The following is a 21,537-nucleotide window of genomic DNA, read 5'->3' on the forward strand; positions in this document are numbered from 1 at the left end:
AGCGTAAAAAAAAGCGGCCAGTGGCCGCTTTCTTGTTCTGCGATCGTCGTTTAGCGCTGCGCCGCCTTGCGCTTGCGCGACACCGCGCCCGCCGCCAGCAGGGCGATGCCGAACAGGGCGATCGAGCCCGGCTCCGGCACTTCCTTCACTTCGGCCAGCTTGAACTGGCCGTTCGTACCGAGGAAGAAATACTCGCCCGGACGGTTGCGATACGTGCCGATAGGGCAGCCTGGACCGGTGAAGCCCGCGAATTGGCAGGCCACTTCGCTCACCAGGCGCTTGGTCGGCGAGCCGATCGTGTTGGCGTTGGTGAAGGCGAAAGCCAGGACCGAGGAGGTCGACAGGTCGCGGCCGGCGCTGTTGAAGAAGTACCCGGCGTCGAGCTTGCCTGGCGCGGCTTCGGCAAAGACGCTGACCTGTCCGTTGCGCACCGGGCTGCCGGTGGCATCGACCAGTCCGCCACCGCCCGCCAGTACGTTGAACTCGGCGATCATCTCGCCCAGATTGGCGCCGTAGAAGCCGTTCGTGCCGCCGTACTGGCCGTTGGTCGGATTCTGGTACATGCGGATGGTGCCGCCGCTGAAGCTGAAGGCGCCGCTGAAGGTGCCGCTGCCGGATGCCTCGAAGGTGGCCGTGATGTTGCCACCGCGGTAGTTCAGCGGGAACAGTTTACCGTTGCTGTCCGCCTGCGTGATGTTGAACACGGCGGTTTCCTTGAACGAGAAGGAAGTGGTGCCGGTCCGGCTCAGCTGGATGAAGGCATTGCCATTGATGTCCAGGTATTCGTTGATGACCTGGCCGCTCTTGAAGCCGCCGCCGGCCGGATTGAATACCCAATTGTTGAGTACCGGCTCCGCGATTGCGGCACCGGTTGAGCCGAGTGCGAGGGCTGCGGCGCAGATCAGTTGTTTAACAAATTTCATTGTTTCTCTTTCGGCAGAATGTTAGTGGGCGGGTAGTGCCTTAAGTAAAGCAATACTCATGCCTGAAAACATTAGTCTTAAGAATCAATTGATTACAGGAATTTAAATCGTACTCCGTAAATACGTGTAAAAAATCCCGACAAATCGGCATTTCCGTTAAGAACGCAAATTTGTATGAATATATTAGCAAACTGAAATGAGTCGTTTTCAAATTTAACATCTTGCTTTTTCTGAAAACAGCCGGGCTGATCGCCTAACAAAAACGCCAGCGCGAAGGCTGGCGTTGTGCGATGTGACGCAGGCAGTGTGCCTGACAGTCAGGCGTTGCGCACCTGCGCGCACCCGGTCAGCACGCCAGCGAAGGGCGCCGGTGTGGCGCTGATGCGCACGCCCTCGTCGGTGACCTCGAACACCCGGATCTGGCGGCTATGCCTGCTGCCGCGGACCTTGATGACGGAAATGACCGTATGCAGTTCGGATTCCCACTCGACGAAACGCTGCATGATGACGGCATCGACCAGGATCGCGCTGCCGTAGGGACTGAAGCGCAGCTCGTCGTAGCGGTCTTCCAGTTCGCTGGTCATGACGACGGTGACGCCCTTGGCGTTCAGCACCGTCGCCATGCGGTACAGCGACTCGCGGAAGTCGTCGCGGTACGCGGGCGAGAGCGCCATCTCGAAACCGGTCAGCGAATCGAGCACGAGGCGGGTGGCCTTGCGCGCGTCGATCTCGTTCATCAGCTCGTAGAGGACCTCGTCAATCGACACGTCGAGCGCGCGCACGGTCACCATGCCGACCTGGCCGGCGTCGACCAGGACCTTCAGCTTGGGATTCATGATCTGGTCGGGGGCGCGCTCGAACAGCGCCACCACCCCGGTTTCGCCGTTTTGCGCACCCGCATCCAGGAATTCGGTGGACAGGATACTCTTGCCGGAGCCTGCCGGGCCGACCAGCAATACCGAATAGCCGGGCGGGATGCCGCCTCCAAGCATGTCGTCGAGAACCGGCACACCCGAGGACAGGCGCTTGCTGCCGGCCAGCGGTGCGGGACGCTGCGGCGCCATTTCCGGAATAATGCGCGGGAACACCTGCACGCCGCCGCGGTCGATGCGGAAGGCATGCAGGCCCGAGCGTTGCTTCTGGCCGCGCATCTTGACCACCTGGATCTTGCGCGACATTGCGTTGCGCTCCACATGCTGGGTCAGCCAGAAAATGCCGTCGGCCACGGTAAAGATCGGGTTCTGGTCCGCTTCGTTGGCGAGGTATTCGCCGATCAGGAAGCTGGTCGCGTTCCAGCTGGTCATGTGCGAGACGAGACGCTGGACGAAGATCTGCAGCGCCGCCGCTTCCTGCTGGTCGCCGCGCGCGCCCTGGATGAAGGAGCGGAAGGAGTCGAAGAAGACCAGCGCCGGGGAGTGCTGGCGCACGGCATCCAGGATCTCGGTCAGCACGACATCGTAGTTGCCCTTTTCGACCGAGGCGGCCAGGCTGATGAAGTTGACCTCGTTGCCGATCTTGTCGAAGTCAAAGAAATCGAACTGCTGCTGGTAGCGCAGCATCTTGACCGGCGGCTCGCCCATGGCGGTGAAGAACAGCGCCTTGCGCTGGGGCGTCGCCATGCCGAACATCATCTGCTGGGCGAAGGTAGTCTTGCCGCTGCCGGGGGCGCCGCCAATGATGTTGAACGACAGCTCGGGCAAGCCGCCACCGAGGATCGTATCGAGTCCAGGGACGCCACTGTCCAGCAGGCGCAGCTCAATTTTGTCGGTCATGCCGATTTCTCCAAAGTATTCTTGTTGGCATCGTCATCGGGGAAGGCCGCGTGCAACAGGCGCGTGGCCAGAGGCACGCCGATCAGCTCGGCCAATGCGGATGTGAAGGTTTCCAGCAGGACACGGTTGGCGGCCAGGATGTCGTCGGGGGAGCGGCCGTCGAGGCAGGGCGCAAAGCGCGAAAAGGCGGCCGGTTCGGCATCGGGTGCCAGCCGGGGCAGCCAGGGAAAGGCAGGCTGCCGCGCCGCGAGGCTGCGCGCAAACATCAGTTCGGTGCTCAGGGGGCCGAGCAGGGGGGCAAGTTTGCCGAACAGCGTACGCCACACGTGCAGTGCATCCTCCGCGGTCGCGGGGCCGTCGTCGGGTGCAAGCTTGCTGGTGATCTTCACGAGCAGCTCGGTCGGTATGGGCATCAGCGTTCAGCAATCATGAGCAAGGCACGCCGACGGGCATGCGGTCGCCACGTTCCGGCCAGGTGGATAGATGATTTCAGGGCATGATTCTATCCGATTGGCGCTAGGCCGGATCATTCGCGCAGTCCAAGGTAAGGGGAAGCTGCAGGCGTAGCTCGGTGCCGTGTCCGCGCGCACTGTTCACGACGAGCTGGCCGCGGTGGACGGCGACGCGCTCGACCAGGTCGAGCAGGCCGAAGCTGTTCGGCTTGCGCGGCGCGGCCTGGTCGAAACCGATGCCGTTGTCGGTGATCGTCATGGTCAGCACGCCCGCGCCGGTCTCGAGATGCGCGACGACCCGGCTGGCCAGCGAATGCCGGCACACGTTGTTGAGTGCTTCCTGCAGGACCCGGTGTACGGTCAGCACCTGCTCTTCGTCGAGGACCAGGTCATTTAGGGGCGGATGGGCGCGCAAGTCGTAGGCGACGCCGCTGGCGCGCGAGAACTTGCGCAGTTCCATCTCGATGGTGGCCAGCAAGCCGAGTTCAAGGCAGGCCGGCCGTAATTCTCCCAGCAATTCCTTCACCGAGCGCAGCGTGACGTCGACATTGTCGAGCGCGGCGCCGATGCGGTCACGCAGGCGGACATGCCGGCCGGTCGTTTGCTGGTGCATCATGACGATATCCATGCGCAATGCCAGCAGGTTCTGGGCCAGCGAATCGTGCAGGCGGCGGGAAATCTGCTTGCGTTCGTCTTCGCGGATGGCGTGCTGGTGCGCGAGCAGGTCGTGCAGCTTCTGTTCGGATTGGCGCAGGGCGAGCTCGGCCCGCTCGCAGGCGAAGATCTTTTCCACCAGCGCCTGGTTGACCAGCATCTGGTCCTGGGTCACGCGCAGCATCTCCGCTTCGCGCTCGTCGTCGAAAGGGGCCGCGGCATGCGCGCCGTGCGCTTCAGGCTGCCTTGGCTGGCGCGGGCCATGCGCCTTGCTGCGGCCGGGTGGTGGTGTAGGCATGAACGAAAGCAGTTTGACTGGCTGCAGAGAACGCTCTGACACAAACAGCTACTTATCAGACGCTAAGACAGGTTCAGCGGTCAAGTCAACAAAAAGAAGCGATCTGCAAACAATTCAAGATTTTCAAACGTATCGGATTGGGGCCGACCGGAGCATTCCGATAGAGGTTTGAACCTGGCCGCGCTCTTTGGTTCACGCCTGAGCAGGCTTTCGATTGCCTTTACATCAGGATCACGTCGTACTGTTCCTGGTGGTAACCTTTTTCGACCTGCAAGGAGATTTTCTTGCCGATGAAGTCGCCCAGCATGGCCAGGTGCTGCGACTCTTCTTCGAGGAACAGGTCCACCACTTCCTGCGAGGCCAGGATGCGGAATTCGCGCGGATTGAACTGCTTCGCTTCGCGCAGCAGTTCGCGCAGGATCTCGTAGCAGATCGTGCGCGAGGTTTTGACTTGCCCCTTGCCGGCGCAGGCCGGGCAGGGCTCGCACAGGATGTGGGCGAGCGACTCGCGCGTGCGCTTCCTCGTCATCTCGACCAGGCCCAGGGCCGAGAAGCCGCTGACCGAGACCTTGGTACGGTCGCGCGCCAGCGTCTTCTTCAGCTCGGCGAGCACGGCGTTGCGGTGCTCGTTGTTTTCCATGTCGATGAAGTCGAGGATGATGATGCCGCCCAGGTTGCGCAGGCGCAGCTGGCGCGCGATGGCGTGCGCCGCCTCGAGGTTGGTCTTGAAGATCGTGTCGGCAAAGTTGCGACCGCCCACATAGCCGCCGGTGTTGACGTCGATGGTGGTCATCGCCTCCGTCTGGTCGACGATCAGGTAGCCGCCGCTTTTCAGGTCGACGCGCCGGCCCAGCGCGCGCAGGATTTCTTCCTCGACGCCGTAGAGGTCGAACAGTGGACGCTCGCCCGTGTAGTGCTGCAGGCGCGCCAGCACGCTCGGCGTATAGACCTTGGCGAACTCGACGAGCATGGCGTGGTTTTCGCGCGAATCGACCTGGATCGTGGCCGTCTCGTCGTGCACGAAATCGCGCAGCACGCGCTGGGCCAGGTTCAGGTCCTGGTACAGCAGGCTCGTGGCTGGACGGGTACGGGCGCCGTGCTGGATCGCGGCCCAGGTCTTGCGCAGGTAATCGATGTCGGCGGCGAGGTCGGCGTCGGACGCTTCCTCGGCCTGGGTGCGCACGATGTAGCCGCCTTTTTCTTCAGGCGGCAGCAGGCCCGCCATACGCGTGCGCAGCAGTTCGCGATCGGCTTCCTTCTCGATCTTTTGCGAGATGCCGATGTGGTTGTCCTGCGGCAAGTAAACCAGCATGCGCCCGGCGATCGAGATCTGGGTCGACAGGCGCGCGCCCTTGGTGCCGATCGGGTCCTTGATCACCTGCACCGTCAGCACCTGGCCGTCGTAGAGCAGCTTTTCGATGGGCGTGGGCGGCGTGTTCGAATTGTCGTGCGGGCGCGCTTCCCAGATATCGGCGACGTGCAGGAAGGCCGCGCGCTCGAGGCCGATGTCGATGAAGGCCGACTGCATGCCCGGCAGGACGCGCACGACCTTGCCCGAGTACACGTTACCGGCCAGCCCGCGCGTCAGCGTACGCTCGATATGCAACTCCTGCACCGCGCCCTGCAGGACCAGCGCCACGCGCGTTTCCTGCGGGGTGATATTGATGAGGATGTCTTCGTTCATGGCACGCCGGCTACGGGATATTGTTCAGAGTGCCATGATACACGCCCGGCAGAAGCGTCGGCAGGGGAAAGCGGTTTTACGAAGGGCGAAACGGGGCAAGAGCGGGACGGATGACCGTACGTAGGGTGGAGTCCTGACTCCACGCGGTACGGCGGCTGATCAGCCCCACCGTAATCTCAATCAGGCTATCGTTGAGCAGACGCTGCAGCGCGTGGAGTAGTTCAAGCTGGGGGCCTGAAGTACGAGTCCAGGCTATAAACGCCGCCATTCAGGCGGAGTGATCGCTTCATGCCCCGCAAACACGCGATTAAATCACCACCCCCGCCTTGCGCAGCAGCGCCGCGGTTTCGAACAAGGGCAGGCCCATGATGCCCGAGTGGCTGCCTTCGATGTGCTCGACGAACAGCGCGCCCAGGCCCTGGATGCCGTAGGCGCCGGCCTTGTCGTAGGGTTCGGGCGTGGCGCAGTAGGCGCGGATGGCTTGCGGCGTGAGCTTGGCGAAGCGCACGTTCGACACCTGCGTCACGTGTTCCGCCATATCGGTGAAGTGCACGGCCACGGTGGTCAGCACCTGGTGGGTGCGGCCCGACAGGCGTTCCAGCATCGCTGCTGCCTCTGCCGGATCGGCCGGCTTGCCGAGAATCTCGTCGTCCACCGTCACGGTCGTGTCGGCCGTCAGCACCGGACGCAGCGGCTGGCGGCGTTGCTGCAGGACGCGCCAGGCAAAGGCGCCTTTCTCGAGCGCGACGCGCACCACGTAATCGTGGGCCAGTTCGCCCGCGTGCACGTCTTCGGTGACGTCGACGGCGCCGCGTGCGGGATCGCTGCGCAGCATCAACAGGTCGAAATCCACGCCGACCTGGCGCAGTAATTCGCGCCGCCGCGGGCTTTTCGAGGCGAGGTAGATTTTCTTGTCGAGGACTTTCATGGGATGGATGCCGTCAGACGCGGTGGTACGGATGGTTCTGGGTGATGGTCCAGGCCCGGTAGAGCTGCTCCGCCAGCATGACCCGGACCACTCCATGCGGCAAGGTCATACTGGAAATACGAATCAGACCTTCGGCCCGGGCCTTGAGTTCCGGATCGAGGCCGTCGGCGCCGCCAATCAGGAAAGCGGTGTCGCGGCCATCTTGCTGCCAGGCCTGCAATTGCTGGGACAGGCCGACGCTGGTCAGGTCCTTGCCGCGCTCGTCGAGCGCGATGATGCGCACGCCTTTCGGCAATGCCGCTTCGATGCGCTCGCGTTCGAGCGCCATCGCGGTGGCGGCCGTCTTGCTGCCGGAGCGTTCGACCGGCTTGATTTCCTTGAGCACGATGCGCAGCTCGGGCGGCATGCGCTTCGTGTACTCGGCGAAACCGGTTTCGATCCAGGCCGGCATTTTATGGCCGACCGCGGCGATGATCAGTTGCATTGAAGCTTACTCTGCAGCCTTCTTGGTCACGCGCTTGATGACCTTCTTGGCCGGTGCGGCGCCTTCGGCTGCCGGGGCGGCTTTCGGCGTACGCTTCGGCGGCTTGGCCTTGGTCGCCTCGACGGCGGCGATCTCGGTCTTGCTCGGGGCGACGCGCACGGTCTTGCCGACGGCCTTGGCGGCTGGTTTCTTCGCCGGCGCCTTGGCGGCGGCGGTCTTGGTCGCCGCAGCCTTCTTGGCGGCCGGCTTGCGCTCGTTGACCGGCTTGGCTTCCGGCGCGTCCTGGTTCGCGGCCAGGTGCTTCGATTTCACTTTCGGCTCGGCCGCTTCAGCCGCTTCCGGCGTCGACTTGCGCTTGGCCGCGCCCAGCTTGACCGGCTTCTCGCCCCAGATTTCCTCGAGACGGTAGTACTGGCGGATCGCCGGCTGCATGATGTGGACGATCATGTCGCCCAGGTCGACCAGCACCCATTCACCGGTGTCCTCGCCTTCCATGCCGACGACGTCGCCGCCTGCTTCCTTGACCTTGTCGCGCACCGAGGCGGCCAGCGCCTTCGTCTGGCGGTTCGACGTACCCGAAACGACCGCAATCCGGTCGAACAGGCTGGTCAGCCCGGTCGTGTCGAACAGCATGATCTCCTGGCCCTTGACGTCTTCGAGGGCGTCGACGACGACCGTTTGCAGTTTTTTGATATCCATTAGTTCTTGTATAAATGATGTTGTTGAATATAGTCTAGCACTACCGGCGGGACGAGCGAGTTCGCGTCTGTACGCTCTTCACTCCCTCCACGCAGCAGGGCGCGCACCTGCGTGGCCGAGATATCGACCGCCAGGGTATGCGCCAGGCACACCAGGCCGGCAGGCGTGGTGCGCACTTGTTCGGGCGGCGCCAGGCGCGGCGCCAGTTCACGCGCCACCGCCGGCGGCAGCGCATGTTGATCCAGGGTGTAGCCCGGCCGCGCCGCCACCCCGATATTGGCCAGTTCGAACAGCTGCTGCCATTCGCGCCAGCTGTCCAGGTTTTGCAGCTGGTCGGCTCCCATCAGGAACACGATCGAGGCCTGCGGCCCCAGTTCCGCACGCAGGCCGCGCAGGGTCTCGACCGTATAGGTGGCCGTGCCGCGCACGAGTTCACGCTGGTCGATCACGACCGGCAGCCCGGTTTCCTCGAATGCCCGTTCCAGCATCGCGACGCGGTCGGCGTCGCTTGCCTGGAGGGACGCTTTTTGCCAGGGTTTTGCAGGGAGCACGCGCAGCTCGCCCGGTTGCAGCAGGTCGCAGAACAGCCGCGCCAGCGCGACGTGGCCGTGGTGGACAGGATCGAAGCTACCCCCGAGCAGGGCGATGCATGCGGTCACTTGGCAAGCCAGTCGCGGTGCGGCAGGAAGTCCGAATACAGCGCCGCCTCAGGGCTGCCCGGTTCCGGATGCCAGTCGTAGCGCCATTTCACGATCGGCGGCAGCGACATCAGGATCGCCTCGGTGCGTCCGCCCGATTGCAAGCCGAAATGGGTGCCACGGTCCCAGACCAGGTTGAACTCGACATAGCGGCCGCGCCGATACGCTTGGAAGTCGCGCTCGCGTTCGCCGTAGGGCGTGTCCTTGCGCCGTTCCAGGATCGGCAGATAGGCGTCGAGGAAGGCGCCGCCGGCACTGCGCACCATCGCGAAGGCCTCGTCGAAAGGCAGCTCGTTGAAGTCGTCGAAGAAGATGCCGCCGACGCCGCGCGCTTCCTTGCGGTGCTTGATATAGAAATACTCGTCGCACCACTTCTTGAAACGCGGATACAGGCCGTCGCCGTAGGGCGCCAGCGCGTCGTGGCAGACCTGGTGGAAATGGCGCGCGTCGTCCAGGTGGCCGTAGTAGGGCGTCAGGTCCATGCCGCCGCCGAACCACCAGACCGGTTCCTTCCCCTCGGCCGTCGCTTCGAAAAAGCGCACGTTCATGTGGACGGTCGGGGCGTAGGGGTTACGCGGATGCAGCACCAGCGAGACGCCCATCGCTTCCCATGCACGGCCGGCCAATTCGGGACGGGCGGCCGCCGCCGACGGCGGCAGGCTGGTGCCGGTCACGTGCGAGAAATTCACCCCGCCGCGTTCCAGCACATTGCCTTCCTCGATCAGGCGCGAGATACCGCCGCCGCCTTCCGGGCGTTCCCAGCTGTCGCGCAGGAAAGGCTTGCCGTCCACCGCTTCCAGGCCCGCGACGATGCGTTGCTGCAGGTCGAGCAGCCAGGCTTTGATGGCGGACGGGGAGGGCGTGGACATGGAATGCGGTGGTGACGGAAAAATAAGAGGGGGATTGTACACTGCGGGACAGATCGGATGGTGTAAACGCGTGGAGTCGGGACTCCACCCTACGAATAGCCACAGATCGTAGGGTGGAGTCCCGACTCCACGCGGTACACGGCTTCCGAAATCGAAACGCGCTTATCTGACTCCACGCCAGCCGATGTCACGCCGGAACTGCGCGCCATCGAAGCGGATCTTGTCGACGCCCTCGTAGGCCTGCTTCTGCGCCATCTTGACGCTGTCGCCCAGGCCGACCACGCACAGCACGCGCCCGCCATTGGTCTGCAGCTTGCCGTCCACCACCTGGGTGCCGGCATGGAAGGTCACGCATTCCGGCGTCTCGACCGGGATGCCCTCGATGACATCGCCCTTGCGCGGGCTGTCCGGATAGCCGGCGGCGGCCATCACCACGCCGACCGCGGTGCGGCGGTCCCATTCGAGTTCGACCTGGTCGAGCGTGCCGTTGCAGGCGTGTTCCAGCACCGTCACATAGTCGCTTTTCAGGCGCGCCATGATCGGCTGGGTTTCCGGATCGCCCATGCGGCAATTGAATTCCAGCGTACGCGGATTGCCCTCGGCATCGATCATCAGGCCGGCGTACAGGAAGCCGGTGAACGTGATCCCGTCCTTGGCCATGCCCTGGATGGTCGGGTTGATGATCTCGCGCATCACGCGCGCATGCATCGCCGGGGTCACGATCGGCGCCGGCGAATAGGCGCCCATGCCGCCCGTGTTCGGACCCTGGTCCTGGTCCTTCAGGCGCTTGTGGTCTTGCGAGGTGGCCATCGGCAGGACGTGCTTGCCGTCGCACATGACGATGAAGCTGGCTTCTTCGCCGGCCAGGAATTCCTCGATCACGATGCGCGCGCCGGCGTCGCCGAAGGCGTTATCGGACAGCATGTGGTCGACTGCCGCGTGCGCTTCCTCGAGCGACATCGCGACGACGACACCCTTGCCGGCCGCCAGGCCGTCGGCCTTGATGACGATCGGCGCGCCGTTGGCGTCGACGTAGGCGTGGGCTTGCGCGGCATCCGAGAAGCTCTGGTATGTCGCGGTCGGGATGCCGTGACGCTGCATGAATGCCTTGGCGAAGTCTTTGGAACTTTCCAGTTGCGCCGCTTCGCGCGTCGGTCCGAAGATCTTGAGGCCGCGCGAACGGAACAGGTTGACGATGCCGGCGGCCAGCGGGGCTTCCGGGCCGACCAGGGTCAGCGCGATGTGTTCGGCCACGACGAAATCGGCCAGCGCGGCCGGGTCGGTGATGTCGACATTCACCAGGCGCGCGTCGGCCGCGGTGCCGCCGTTGCCCGGCGCCACGTACACCATCTGGACGCGTTCGGATTGGGCCAGTTTCCAGGCCAGGGCGTGTTCGCGGCCACCGGAGCCGACTACCAGGATCTTCATGGGGCTCACACCTTATTCTTCGATGACGGCGTTGGTATAGATTTCCTGCACGTCGTCCAGGTTTTCCAGCGCGTCGAGCAGTTTCTGCATCTTGATCGCATCTTCGCCGGTGAAGACGGTTTCGGTTGCAGGCTTCATGATGACTTCGGCCACCTCGGCCTTGAAGCCGGCCTTTTCCAGTGCATCCTTGACGCTCGAGAAGGCGAACGGATCGCACAGCACTTCGAAGCCGCCTTCCTCGTCCTGCACCACGTCGTCGGCACCGGCTTCCAGCGCCGCTTCCATCAGCTTGTCTTCGTCCACGCCCGGCGCGAACAGGAACTGGCCGGTGTGCTTGAACATGAAGGCGACCGAACCCTCGGTACCCATGTTGCCGCCGAACTTGCTGAAGGCGTGGCGCACTTCGGCCACGGTACGCACGCGGTTGTCGGTCATGCAGTCGACGATGATGGCCGCGCCGCCGATGCCGTAGCCTTCGTAGCGGATCTCTTCGTAGTCCACACCTTCGAGGCTGCCCGAACCGCGCTGGATCGCGCGCGTGACGTTGTCCTTCGGCATATTGGCGTCGGCCGCCTTGTCGACCGCCAGGCGCAGGCGCGGGTTGGCGTCGATGTCGCCGCCGCCCATGCGCGCGGCGACCGTGATTTCCTTGATCAGTCGGGTCCAGATCTTGCCGCGCTTGGCGTCAGTGGCGGCTTTCTTGTGCTTGATATTGGCCCATTTGCTGTGTCCAGCCATGTCGAGAATTCCTTAGACGGTATGCAAGAGTGGGCGACATTCTAACATGCGCCCCCGTCCGCCAAGGTCTCTCGGAGCGCCTTACAACACGCTCATGGCTGCGTTGCACCGTCTCGCCGTACAGGCGTACTGTCTTCGACGATGCGCCTTGCCCTGAGCATGCTGTAAGACGCTCCATATTATGGAAACAACAATAGTGTGCCCCACGCAACAAGCGCCAAACCGCTGATACAGGCCAGCACCGGACCGCTCGGCAACAGCTTTTCGGCCAGGATCAAGCCCGCCAGGGCGAGCAGGGCGCCGAGGTTGGTCACCCCGGCGGCGAACAGCAGCAGCATCAGGAGCCAGCAGCAGCCGATGCAGTGCAGGCCATGCGCGCCGCCCATGCGCAGCGCACCCGCCAGGCCCGGCCGCCAGCCCGCCACCACGAAGGAAAGCGGCGCCCGGCAGTGCTGCAGGCAACGGTGTTTGGCCGGCGTCCACTGGTAAGTGCCGGCTGCAACCAGGGCCAGGCCGCAGACGCTCGGGTTGACGATGGCCATGCCGGCATCGAGGGCGCCGGCGTCGTGCAGCGCCCATTGCGCGAGCGTGGCGATGGCGCCGAAGCCGCTCCAGGCGGCCAGGTAGCCGAGCACGAAGAAGAAGGTACCGATGTTCGGGAAGCGCACCACGTGCGCCAGCCGGCTGATGTGGGCGAACAGCAGGATGACCGGCGTGGCCGCAGGCAGGGTGATCGCCGACAGCATCGCGCCCCACATCCCCAGCAGCAGCAACAGTTCGGGCGCGCGGTAGGGCAGCGGCGCCGCGCCGAGCGCACCCTCCGGCAGCGGCCCGGCCGCGAGAACGGCCGGTTCGAGCGTCGCGATGCGCAGGGCGCGAAACACGAGGCAGGCCCAGCAGATCGCGACCAGCATCGCCAGGCAGGCGATGACGAGCGGCCGTTCGCGGCCGGGCTGGGTGTCGACGCGGATCAGGGCCGTCATCGGAACGCTCCGTGGCCGGCCGGCAGGCTGGCATGCAGGCACAAACGGAGGCATAAACGCCGGCGCACAGGCAAACGAGGCGCGCGCCGGCCGGGCAGCTGCCTCATGCTCCAGTTCAGCATTGTTCCTCCTCGCCGATCAAGATTGTCGAGGTTGGACCGGAAGCGCGCCCTTGCGTTCCGGGCCCCTGCCGAGCTCGATTTCGTGCCACGACGTACAATCGTCGGATGAGCCAGCCTGAATCCGCCACGACCGCCACCTCCATGCCGCGCCCGGCCTATGTCGCCGGCTTGGCGATCGCGATTGGCGGTGCGGTCTTGTTTTCGACTAAAGCAGTAGTCGCCAAACTGCTGTACCGATACCACATCGATGCAGTGACATTGATCGCGTTCAGAATGCTGTTCTCACTTCCGGTGTTTGCTGCGGTCGCGCTCTGGAAGATGCGCACCGAAGCGCCGCTCAGCCCGGCGGACCGCTGGCGCATCACCGGGCTCGGCCTGATCGGCTATTACCTCTCGAGCTACCTGGATTTTCTCGGCCTTCAATATATTTCCGTCGGCCTCGAGCGGCTGATCCTGTTCCTGACGCCGACCTTCGTGCTGGTGATCACGGCCACCTTCTTCAAGCGCCGTATTGGCGCGGCCGAGTGGGGCGCGCTGGCGTTGTCGTATTGCGGCATCGTGCTGGTCTTCCTGCACGACCTGGCCGGCGGCGACACGGCCAGCACGGCCATCGGTGCCTTGTTCGTGCTGGGTTCGGCCGTCAGCTACGCCTTCTACCTGCTCGGCTCGGGCGAGATGGTGCGCCGCATCGGTTCGCTGCGCCTGGTGGCCTACGCGATGTGCGTCTCGAGCGTGGCCTGCCTGGCGCAATTCTTTATCTTGCGTCCTGTCGAACTGCTGGTGCAACCGCTCCCCGTGTATGGCCTCTCGCTCGTGAACGGGGTTTTCTGTACTATCCTCCCGGTGTTCATGACCATGGCCGCGGTGCAGCGCATCGGCGCGGCGACTGCCTCCCAGGCCGGGATGATCGGCCCGGTGTCGACGCTGTTCCTGGGCTTCCTCGTGCTGGGCGAGCCGCTCACCGCGGTGCAGCTGCTCGGCACCGGCCTGGTGCTGGCGGGAATCGCGCTGCTGTCCTTGAAAAAACAGTAAAGAGACGAGAAAGACGAGAAACCATGAAACCACGCATCGCCCTCATTGCCCACGACAAGAAGAAGGACGACATGATCGCCCTGGCCGGCGAATACCGCGACTTCCTGGCCGGCTGCAACCTGGTTGCCACCGGCACCACGGGTTCGCGCCTGATCAACGAACTCGGCCTCGCCGTCGAATGCATGCATTCCGGCCCCTTCGGAGGCGACCTGCAGATCGGCGCCCGCCTCGTCACCGGCGAGATCGATTGCGTGATCTTCCTGCGCGACCCGATGACGCCGCAGCCGCACGAACCCGACATCAACGCCCTGGTGCGCGCCTGCGACGTCCACGACATCGCCTGCGCCACCAACGTATCCACGGCTCGCCTGGTGCTGGGCCGCCTGATTACCACCAACAAGGAGACCACAGCATGATGGCCAAGGCAATCCGCATGACCCGCACCGGCGGGCCCGAAGTACTGGAATACGTCGACGTCGAGGTAGGAGAGCCGGGTCCGGGCGAGGCGCGCGTGCGCCAGCATGCGATCGGCCTGAACTTCATCGACGTGTATTTCCGTACCGGCCTGTATCCGATGCCGCTGCCTTCGGGCCTGGGCCAGGAAGGCGCGGGTATCGTCGAGGCGGTAGGCGAGGGCGTGACCCACGTGCAGCCGGGCGACCGCGTCGCCTATGCCGGACGCCCGAATGGCGCCTACAGCGAACTGCGCACCATGCCGGCCGACGTCCTCGTGAAGCTACCAAGCGGCATCGACTTCGAGACCGGCGCGGCGATGATGCTGCAGGGGCTGACGGTCCAGTACCTGTTCAACGGCACGTATCAGGTGAAGCCGGGCCAGACCATCCTGTTCCATGCGGCCGCCGGCGGTGTCGGCCTGATCGCCTGCCAATGGGCGCGCGCACTCGGCGTGAACCTCATCGGCACGGTCGGGTCCAAGGAAAAGGGAGAATTGGCGAAGGCGGCGGGCGCTGCCCACGTGATCAACTACAACGAGGAGGACATCGTGGCGCGCGTGCTGGACATCACGAACGGCAAGAAGGTCCCCGTCGTCTACGATTCGGTCGGCAAGGACACTTTTATTCGCTCGCTCGACTGCCTGCAGCCGCGCGGCCTGATGGTCAGCTTCGGCAATTCCTCGGGCGCCGTGCCGCCGTTCTCGATGAACGAACTGGCCTCGCGCGGCTCGCTCTACCTCACGCGCCCGTCGCTGGCGGCCTACAGCGCCACCCGTGCCGAGCTGGAAGAGCGCGCGGCCGACCTGTTCCGGATGGTCGAAAGCGGCAAAGTGAAGATCGACATCCGCCAGCGCTTCCCGCTGGCCGAAGCCGCCGCCGCCCACACCGCGCTCGAAGCGCGCCGCACCACCGGCTCGACGATTTTGCTGCCATGAGGGAGTTTAGCGACGACAACGAGCCACAGGAGCCGGACACGGTCGGCGCGCCGAAGTTCGGGCGTTTATTGATCGTGCTGCTGCTGGCGGTGCTGCTGATTATTGTGATTACCTTCGCGTCCGAAGCGTATTTTTCGTAATTCGTAGGGTGGGCTCCCTGAGCCCACCCTACGTAAAAAAGCCGGAACCTTGGTTCCGGCTTTCTTCTTTCAAGCGGACAGCTAGACCTCAACCTTCCTTACGCTGCAACTCCACGCGCCGCACCTGGCCGTTCGGTCCCGGGAAGCCGGTGAACGCGCTCTGCACCAGGGCCGGCATCACGGCCGGGGTCGACAGTTCGCGGCTCATGTTGTGCACGGTGACGTCGAACAGGCGCTTGTCGCCCTTGTCCTTGATCGACACCTGCAGCTCGCGCCGGTACTGGTGCTCGATCGAGACCTGGTACTGGGGGAAGGGGCTCCAGAACGGATCGTAGAACGGGTGGTACCAGCCCGCCAGGCGGCCGCGCGGACCGAAGCGCGAGTAGTAGCGCGGGCCGAAACGGTAATAGGGGTAGTCGTAGAACATCGGCGACACCGGCTGGATCACGCGCACCGGCACGTCGGTGGTGGTAAAGCGCATGCCGACCTTCAGCGCGGCCGCCCCCGTGTTGGCCTCATTGAAGCCGAGTTGGGCGAGTTGCCCGCGCACCAGGTTCTGGTAGCTCTGGTATTCCAGCGTATTGTCGAAGCTCGGCGGCGCCTCGAACACGTAGCTCTTGTCCTCGAGCTGGGCCGGCCATTGATGGAAGGTCGTCACGTCCGAGCGGATGGTGGTGGCACACCCGCCGAGCAACAGCGCCGTGAGCGCCATGCCTGCTGCAATCAAGCGTTTCATTTCGATTTCTCTCCGATTTTTTTAGACGGTCTTTGCCCAGCCTCAGACTGCGCCTTTCCGCTAATTTTCGCAGAATAATTTACACATGGTTACCCTCTGCACATGCCGACACATTCCGCCGCACCGAAATCGCGCGAGCCGCGATAAATCTTGTTGGTAAAATAAGCCCTTCTTCGACTGTATTTTCCGGACATCCCATGCGCACCGACACGCCCCAGACGATTTACAGGAAAGATTACACCCCGCCCAGCTACCTCGTTGAGACCGTCGAGCTCGGCTTCGACCTCGATCCCGCGCGCACCATTGTCGCCAACCGGATGACGCTGCGGCGCAATCCCGACAGTGCCCAGCGCGAAATCGAGCTCTACGGCGAGAACCTGGAACTGGTGGCGCTGCGCATGAACGGCAACACCCTGACCGATCAGGATTACCGCATCGAAGGCAGCCTGCTGACGATTCCGGATACGCCGGAAGAAGTCACGCTCGAGATCGAGACGATCTGCGTGCCCGAACAGAACACGACCCTGAACGGCCTGTACACCTCGAACGGCAGTTTTTATACGCAGTGCGAAGCCGAGGGCTTCCGCGCGATTACTTATTTCCCGGATCGCCCGGACGTCATGGCCGTCTTCACCGTCATGCTGCGTGCCGACAAAGACAAGTATCCGGTGCTGCTGTCGAACGGTAACCTGGTCGAAGAAGGCGATCTCGGCGACGGCCGCCACTATGCCAAGTGGGAAGACCCGTTCAAGAAGCCGTCTTACCTGTTCGCGCTGGTGGCCGCACGCCTGGTCTGTCAGGAAGAAACCTTCCGCCTGGCGGACGGGCGCGACGCCCTGCTGCAAGTCTGGGTGGAAGAGGGCAACCTCGACAAGACCGACTACGCGATGCAGTCGCTCAAGAACAGCATCCGCTGGGACGAGGAGCGCTGGAACCTCGAGCTCGACCTGGACCGCTTCATGATCGTCGCCGTCGGCGACTTCAACATGGGCGCGATGGAAAACAAGGGCCTGAACATCTTCAACACGAAGTTCGTGCTGGCCAATCCGCGTGTCGCCACCGACATCGATTTCCAGGGCATCGAAGCCGTCGTCGGCCACGAATACTTCCACAACTGGACCGGCAACCGCGTCACCTGCCGCGACTGGTTCCAGCTGTCGCTGAAGGAAGGCCTGACAGTGTTCCGCGACCAGGAATTCTCGGCCGACATGATCGGCACCGAGAGCGGCCGCGCCGTCGGCCGCATCGACCAGGTGCGCACCTTGCGCCAGGCCCAGTTCCCGGAAGACGCCGGCCCGATGGCCCACCCGGTGCGTCCCGACTCCTTCGTCGAGATCAACAATTTTTATACGGTCACCGTGTACGAGAAGGGCGCCGAAGTCGTGCGCATGTACCAGACCCTGCTCGGCCGCGAAGGCTTCCGCAAGGGCATGGACCTGTACTTCGAGCGCCATGACGGCCAGGCCGTGACCTGCGACGATTTCCGTCGCGCCATGGCCGATGCGAACGGTCGCGACCTGTCCCTGTTCGAGCGCTGGTACAGCCAAGCCGGCACCCCGGTGGTGCGCGTCGAAACCCGCTACGACGATGTCGCCAAGACCTATACGCTGACCTTCTTCCAGTCCTGCCCGGCAACGCCCGGCCAGACCAGCAAGTTCCCTTTCCACATCCCGATCGCCGTCGGCCTGCTGGGTGCGGATGGGCGCGACCTGCCGCTGAGCATCGGCGGCGAAGAGAAGGGTACGACCACCGTGCTGGAACTGACTGAATCCGAACAAAGCTTCGTCTTCGACAACGTGCAGGAACAGCCGACGCCATCGATCCTGCGCGACTTTTCCGCGCCGATCATCCTCGACTACAACTACGGCGATGCCGACCTGCTGCACCTGTTCAACCACGACAGCGATGCCGTGAACCGCTGGGAAGCCGGCCAGCGCCTGGCCATGGGGCGGCTGTTGAAATTGACGGGCGAAGCCGGCGTCGGCGCACCGTTGATGCTGGACGACACCTTCCTGCTGGCGCTGGGCAAGATACTGAGCGACGAGACGCTCGACCCTTCCTTCCGCGAACAGGCCCTGCTGCTGCCCTCGGAGGGCATGGTGGCCGAGCAGATCGAGGTCGTGAACCCGCTGTCGATCCACCTGGCGCGCCAGTTCATGCGCGCGAATATCGGCGCCCGCCTGCGCACCGAATTGCTGGCGCAGTACGAAGCGAACCAGACCCCGGGCGAATACAGCCCGGATGCGCTGTCGATCGGCAAGCGCGCCCTCAAAAACCTGTGCCTGGCCTATCTCACCGCGGCGCAGGACGAGGAGGGCCTGGCGCTGGCGCAGAGGCAATTCGACGAAGCCGGCAACATGACCGACCGCGTCGCCGCGCTGAGCGCACTGATCCATGCCCGCGCACCGGGCGCGGATGCAGCCCTGCAGCGCTTCTACGACGAGTTCGAGGACGAAGCCCTGGTCATCGACAAGTGGTTCATGCTGCAGGCTTCGAGCGCGATCACCGACGTGGCCGCCGTGCGCGGCCTGATGCGCCACCCGGCCTTCAACCTGCGCAACCCGAACCGCGCGCGCAGCCTGATTTCGAGCTTCTGTGCCGGCAACCCGGTCCAGTTCCACGCACCGGACGGCAGCGGCTACGCCTTCTGGGCCGAGCAGGTGATCGCCCTCGACGCCCTGAACCCGCAAGTGGCCAGCCGCCTGGCCCGCGCGATGGACCGCTGGCGCCGCTACACGCCGGAACTGCAGGAGCACATGAAGAAGGCGCTGCAGCAGGTCGCCGGCCAGCAGCGCCTGTCGAACGACGTCCGCGAGGTCGTCGGCAAGGCTTTGGCAAATTAATTACAAGTATTCAATCCAAAAAGGAAGTTCATGAAACGCGTCAGTCTCACGCAACACCTCGTGGAAGAGCAACGCCTCCACAACACCATCCCGGCCGAGCTGCGCCTCCTGATCGAGGTCGTGGCCCGCGCCTGCAAACGCATCAGCTATGAAGTCAGCAAAGGCGCGCTGGGCGACATCCTCGGCAGCGCCGACACCGAGAACATCCAGGGCGAAGTCCAGAAGAAGCTGGACGTGATCTCGAACGAGATCCTGCTGGAAGCCAACGAGTGGGGCGGCCACCTGGCGGCCATGGCATCGGAAGAAATGGAAAGCATCCACCCGATTCCGAACCGCTATCCGAAGGGCGAATACATGCTGCTCTTCGATCCGCTGGACGGCTCGTCGAACATCGACGTCAACGTCTCGATCGGCACCATCTTCTCGGTGCTGAAGGCGCCGGAAGGCATGGGCGAACCGACCGAGGAAGCCTTCCTGCAGCCAGGTACGGCGCAGGTCGCCGCCGGCTATGCCGTGTACGGCCCGCAAACCATGCTGGTGCTGACCACCGGCGACGGCGTGCACTGCTTCACGCTCGACCGTGAAATGGGTTCCTGGGTGCGCACCCAGAGCAATATGCAGATCCCATCCTCGACCAAGGAGTTCGCGATCAACATGTCGAACAAGCGCCACTGGCATGCGCCGGTCCAGCGCTATGTCGACGAAATGCTGCTTGGCAAGACCGGGGCGCGCGGCAAGGATTTCAACATGCGCTGGATCGCCTCGATGGTGGCCGACGTGCACCGCATCCTGAACCGCGGCGGCGTCTTCATGTATCCGGCCGACATGCGCGATCCTTCGCAGCCGGGCAAGCTGCGCCTGATGTACGAAGCGAACCCGATGGCGATGATCGTCGAGCAAGCCGGCGGCGCCGCCACCGACGGCACCCGGCGCATCATGGAGATCCAGCCGACCAAGCTGCACCAGCGCGTGCCGGTGTTCCTCGGTTCGAAGGAAGAAGTCGAGCTGGTCACCGGCTACCACGCCGAATAAGTGCTAATTTGGCAAATTCTTGGTGAAATTGCCGAGTCGGACTAGCAAGTTTGGCGGGTTGTTTGCTAGAATACGGCTCTTCGTCGGGATCGCCCGGCGTAGAGCCGCTGTAGCTCAGTCGGTAGAGCAGCGCATTCGTAATGCGAAGGTCACCAGTTCGATTCCGGTCAGCGGCACCAAGGATTTACAAGAAAAGCCCAGCTTCACGCTGGGCTTTTTTTTCGTCCGGCGCTTTTGCCGCCAGTTTTCTTGCAGCAGAGATCTTGCTCGCAGTCCGTTTTCATTTCCTTTACTCACTTAAACGCCTTGTAACGGCTCTTATTTTGCGTCGAACGCCATCGATCCGGCAACTCTGTTAGTCAACGCACGGTCCCGCTACCCCAGACGTTATATTTTTTGTATCGCGAGGCGGTAACCCGACAGCTGCAATCGTGCGCTACGCCTCAGTGGCGTACTCTTGCAAAACGGGATGCGAAAGTGACATGGCTTGTTGAGGAACTTTTGAGCTTGCCCGAGGTCGTCGATGCAAATCATTGACCGAAGGCATGATCCGATTGATCCATTGATGTAGCACAGTTCATTTTCGCGCCTCCGTTTTGTTTCGAGCGGAATCGAGGAAGAATGTGGTGAGGTCGGGTACCGGTCTATTCCGCGTTTGGTCACTATTTTACAAGGACAAAAGTCATGGATAATCAGAAGTCGAGCGAGGGAAAAGGCGTTGACGCCAGCAAAAGCGGCAACAGCATGGGCAAGGACGACAAGTCGAGCAACCTGAACAAGAGCAGCAGCGCTTCGTCGGGCAGCCTGTCGGGCGGCTCGTCGCAGAGCGCCAGCCCGTCCACGGGTTCGAGCAGCGGCGCCGGCAGCAGCGGTGGCCTGAGCGGCTCGTCGAGCGGCGCAAGCGGCGGGGCCGGAACGGCCTCGTCGGGGTTGTCGTCGTCGATGGGATCGTCGTCGATGGGATCGTCGTCGAGCGGCTCGAGCGGCTCGTCGTCGCTCGGATCGTCGTCGGGCTCGGGTTCGTCGAACTCCAGCATCAGCGGCTCGTCGCTGTCGGGTTCGGCCAACACCGGTTCGACCGGTGCATCGGGCGGCGCATCGAGCGCCGGTTCGTCGGGCGCGCAGGGCGGCTCGTCGTCGGGTTCGATGAGCAGCTCGTCGTCGGGCACCGGCGCGCTGGGCAGCTCGTCCGTCACCGGCGGTTCGGGCTCGACCGGCGGTTCGTCGTCCTCGGGTGCGCAGGGCGGTTCGACCGGCGCCAGCTCGGGCAGCGATTCGTCCTCGAACCAGGGGATGATGGCCTCGATGAAGCCGGAAGAGATGCACAAGTCGATCGACAAGGCCGCCGAGGCAGCCCAGCCGATGGTCGACCGTGTTGTTTCCTCGGCCCACGCCGGCGTCGACAAGCTGAGCGGCCTGCTCAGCGGCGCGTCGACCCAGTTCAGCAACCGTTCCGCACAGATGAACGACACCTACCAGCAACTGGCTGATTCGGGTCGCGAATACGTGCGCAACAAGCCGGGTACCGCCGTGGCGATCGCCCTGGGCGCCGGTTACATCCTGGCCAAGCTGCTCGGCGGTAGCCGTCGTCGCGACTACTAATCGGTAGCGCTTCTCCGGACATATCCCGGC

General features: G+C 63.7%; 22 protein-coding genes and 1 tRNA gene. 8 read left to right on the forward strand and 15 right to left on the reverse strand.

Going from position 1 to position 21,537, the window contains the following annotated elements; all coding sequences use genetic code 11:
• Positions 1-50: 50 nt before the first annotated feature.
• The 13 genes from pepA to C2862_RS04190 all read right to left on the reverse strand — a co-directional run bounded on the left by pepA (position 51) and on the right by C2862_RS04190 (position 12,610).
• Positions 51-923 (reverse strand): flocculation-associated PEP-CTERM protein PepA, encoded by an 873-nt coding sequence (gene pepA, locus C2862_RS04130; protein ID WP_136218849.1) that lies wholly within the window; start codon positions 921-923, stop codon positions 51-53.
• Positions 924-1,240: 317 nt separating this feature from the next.
• On the reverse strand, positions 1,241-2,695 hold the full coding sequence (locus tag C2862_RS04135; protein WP_136218850.1) for an ATPase domain-containing protein: 1,455 nt from the start codon (positions 2,693-2,695) through the stop codon (positions 1,241-1,243).
• Positions 2,692-3,084 carry a hypothetical protein gene (locus tag C2862_RS04140; protein ID WP_136218851.1) on the reverse strand — a complete coding sequence of 131 codons (393 nt, stop codon included), beginning with the start codon at positions 3,082-3,084 and terminating at the stop codon, positions 2,692-2,694. Before C2862_RS04140 ends, C2862_RS04135 begins: the two co-directional genes overlap by 4 nt.
• A 127-nt stretch (positions 3,085-3,211) precedes the next feature.
• On the reverse strand, positions 3,212-4,099 hold the full coding sequence (locus C2862_RS04145; RefSeq protein ID WP_136218852.1) for a sensor histidine kinase: 888 nt from the start codon (positions 4,097-4,099) through the stop codon (positions 3,212-3,214).
• Positions 4,100-4,319: 220 nt separating this feature from the next.
• Positions 4,320-5,783, reverse strand: a complete 1,464-nt coding sequence (rng, locus tag C2862_RS04150) for a ribonuclease G (RefSeq protein WP_136218853.1) — start codon at positions 5,781-5,783, stop codon at positions 4,320-4,322.
• A 307-nt stretch (positions 5,784-6,090) separates the two neighbouring features.
• Complete coding sequence (locus tag C2862_RS04155; protein ID WP_136218854.1) at positions 6,091-6,711, reverse strand: nucleoside triphosphate pyrophosphatase; 621 nt, start codon at positions 6,709-6,711, stop codon at positions 6,091-6,093.
• A gap of 13 nt (positions 6,712-6,724) precedes the next feature.
• Positions 6,725-7,195: a 23S rRNA (pseudouridine(1915)-N(3))-methyltransferase RlmH gene (gene rlmH, locus C2862_RS04160; RefSeq protein WP_136218855.1), complete on the reverse strand. Its 471-nt coding sequence runs from the start codon at positions 7,193-7,195 to the stop codon at positions 6,725-6,727.
• A gap of 6 nt (positions 7,196-7,201) precedes the next feature.
• Positions 7,202-7,894 carry a ribosome silencing factor gene (rsfS, locus tag C2862_RS04165; protein ID WP_136218856.1) on the reverse strand — a complete coding sequence of 231 codons (693 nt, stop codon included), beginning with the start codon at positions 7,892-7,894 and terminating at the stop codon, positions 7,202-7,204.
• On the reverse strand, positions 7,894-8,553 hold the full coding sequence (locus C2862_RS04170) for a nicotinate-nucleotide adenylyltransferase (protein ID WP_136218857.1): 660 nt from the start codon (positions 8,551-8,553) through the stop codon (positions 7,894-7,896). Before C2862_RS04170 ends, rsfS begins: the two co-directional genes overlap by 1 nt.
• A complete protein-coding gene (gene hemF, locus C2862_RS04175; RefSeq protein ID WP_136218858.1) occupies positions 8,550-9,461 on the reverse strand; it encodes an oxygen-dependent coproporphyrinogen oxidase in 912 nt (303 codons plus the stop codon). Before hemF ends, C2862_RS04170 begins: the two co-directional genes overlap by 4 nt.
• A 162-nt stretch (positions 9,462-9,623) precedes the next feature.
• The gene (purD, locus tag C2862_RS04180; protein WP_136218859.1) at positions 9,624-10,889 is read right to left on the reverse strand and encodes a phosphoribosylamine--glycine ligase; all 1,266 of its coding nucleotides are present in this window, start codon (positions 10,887-10,889) and stop codon (positions 9,624-9,626) included.
• Between the two features lie 12 nt (positions 10,890-10,901).
• On the reverse strand, positions 10,902-11,627 hold the full coding sequence (locus C2862_RS04185; RefSeq protein WP_136218860.1) for a YebC/PmpR family DNA-binding transcriptional regulator: 726 nt from the start codon (positions 11,625-11,627) through the stop codon (positions 10,902-10,904).
• Between the two features lie 179 nt (positions 11,628-11,806).
• Complete coding sequence (locus C2862_RS04190) at positions 11,807-12,610, reverse strand: DUF2182 domain-containing protein (RefSeq protein WP_210735882.1); 804 nt, start codon at positions 12,608-12,610, stop codon at positions 11,807-11,809.
• 227 nt (positions 12,611-12,837) lie between these two features.
• Here C2862_RS04190 and C2862_RS04195 point away from each other — a divergent pair, with 227 nt between their 5' ends.
• Genes C2862_RS04195 through C2862_RS25185 form a run of 4 tightly spaced genes read left to right on the forward strand, consistent with a single transcriptional unit; the run spans position 12,838 to position 15,294 of the window.
• The gene (locus tag C2862_RS04195; protein ID WP_136218861.1) at positions 12,838-13,764 is read left to right on the forward strand and encodes a DMT family transporter; all 927 of its coding nucleotides are present in this window, start codon (positions 12,838-12,840) and stop codon (positions 13,762-13,764) included.
• A 23-nt stretch (positions 13,765-13,787) separates the two neighbouring features.
• Positions 13,788-14,180 (forward strand): methylglyoxal synthase, encoded by a 393-nt coding sequence (locus C2862_RS04200; RefSeq protein WP_136218862.1) that lies wholly within the window; start codon positions 13,788-13,790, stop codon positions 14,178-14,180.
• Positions 14,180-15,154, forward strand: a complete 975-nt coding sequence (locus C2862_RS04205; protein WP_136219065.1) for a quinone oxidoreductase — start codon at positions 14,180-14,182, stop codon at positions 15,152-15,154. The genes C2862_RS04200 and C2862_RS04205 overlap by 1 nt, the downstream gene beginning before the upstream one ends.
• Entirely contained in the window at positions 15,151-15,294 is a 144-nt protein-coding gene (locus C2862_RS25185; RefSeq protein ID WP_168709999.1) for a hypothetical protein, read from the forward strand. The genes C2862_RS04205 and C2862_RS25185 overlap by 4 nt, the downstream gene beginning before the upstream one ends.
• A gap of 88 nt (positions 15,295-15,382) precedes the next feature.
• Here C2862_RS25185 and C2862_RS04210 read toward each other — a convergent pair whose 3' ends face one another.
• Positions 15,383-16,030 (reverse strand): DUF4136 domain-containing protein, encoded by a 648-nt coding sequence (locus C2862_RS04210; protein WP_136218863.1) that lies wholly within the window; start codon positions 16,028-16,030, stop codon positions 15,383-15,385.
• A gap of 197 nt (positions 16,031-16,227) precedes the next feature.
• Between C2862_RS04210 and pepN the strand changes: the two genes are divergently transcribed.
• The 3 genes from pepN to C2862_RS04225 all read left to right on the forward strand — a co-directional run bounded on the left by pepN (position 16,228) and on the right by C2862_RS04225 (position 20,084).
• Complete coding sequence (gene pepN, locus C2862_RS04215) at positions 16,228-18,873, forward strand: aminopeptidase N (RefSeq protein ID WP_136218864.1); 2,646 nt, start codon at positions 16,228-16,230, stop codon at positions 18,871-18,873.
• Positions 18,874-18,903: 30 nt separating this feature from the next.
• Entirely contained in the window at positions 18,904-19,905 is a 1,002-nt protein-coding gene (locus tag C2862_RS04220; RefSeq protein ID WP_136218865.1) for a class 1 fructose-bisphosphatase, read from the forward strand.
• A 103-nt stretch (positions 19,906-20,008) separates the two neighbouring features.
• Positions 20,009-20,084, forward strand: a tRNA-Thr gene (locus tag C2862_RS04225).
• A 513-nt stretch (positions 20,085-20,597) separates the two neighbouring features.
• Here C2862_RS04225 and C2862_RS25665 read toward each other — a convergent pair.
• Positions 20,598-21,074 (reverse strand): hypothetical protein, encoded by a 477-nt coding sequence (locus C2862_RS25665; protein WP_229467283.1) that lies wholly within the window; start codon positions 21,072-21,074, stop codon positions 20,598-20,600.
• Between C2862_RS25665 and C2862_RS25670 the strand changes: the two genes are divergently transcribed.
• Positions 21,052-21,507 (forward strand): YqjD family protein, encoded by a 456-nt coding sequence (locus C2862_RS25670; RefSeq protein WP_229467284.1) that lies wholly within the window; start codon positions 21,052-21,054, stop codon positions 21,505-21,507. The two genes, C2862_RS25665 and C2862_RS25670, sit on opposite strands and share 23 nt — an antisense overlap.
• The last annotated feature ends 30 nt before the right edge of the window (positions 21,508-21,537 follow it).

Origin of the sequence: Massilia sp. Mn16-1_5 (assembly GCF_004798585.1) — a bacterium.
In the GTDB taxonomy this organism is placed as follows: Bacteria; Pseudomonadota; Gammaproteobacteria; order Burkholderiales; family Burkholderiaceae_D; genus Telluria.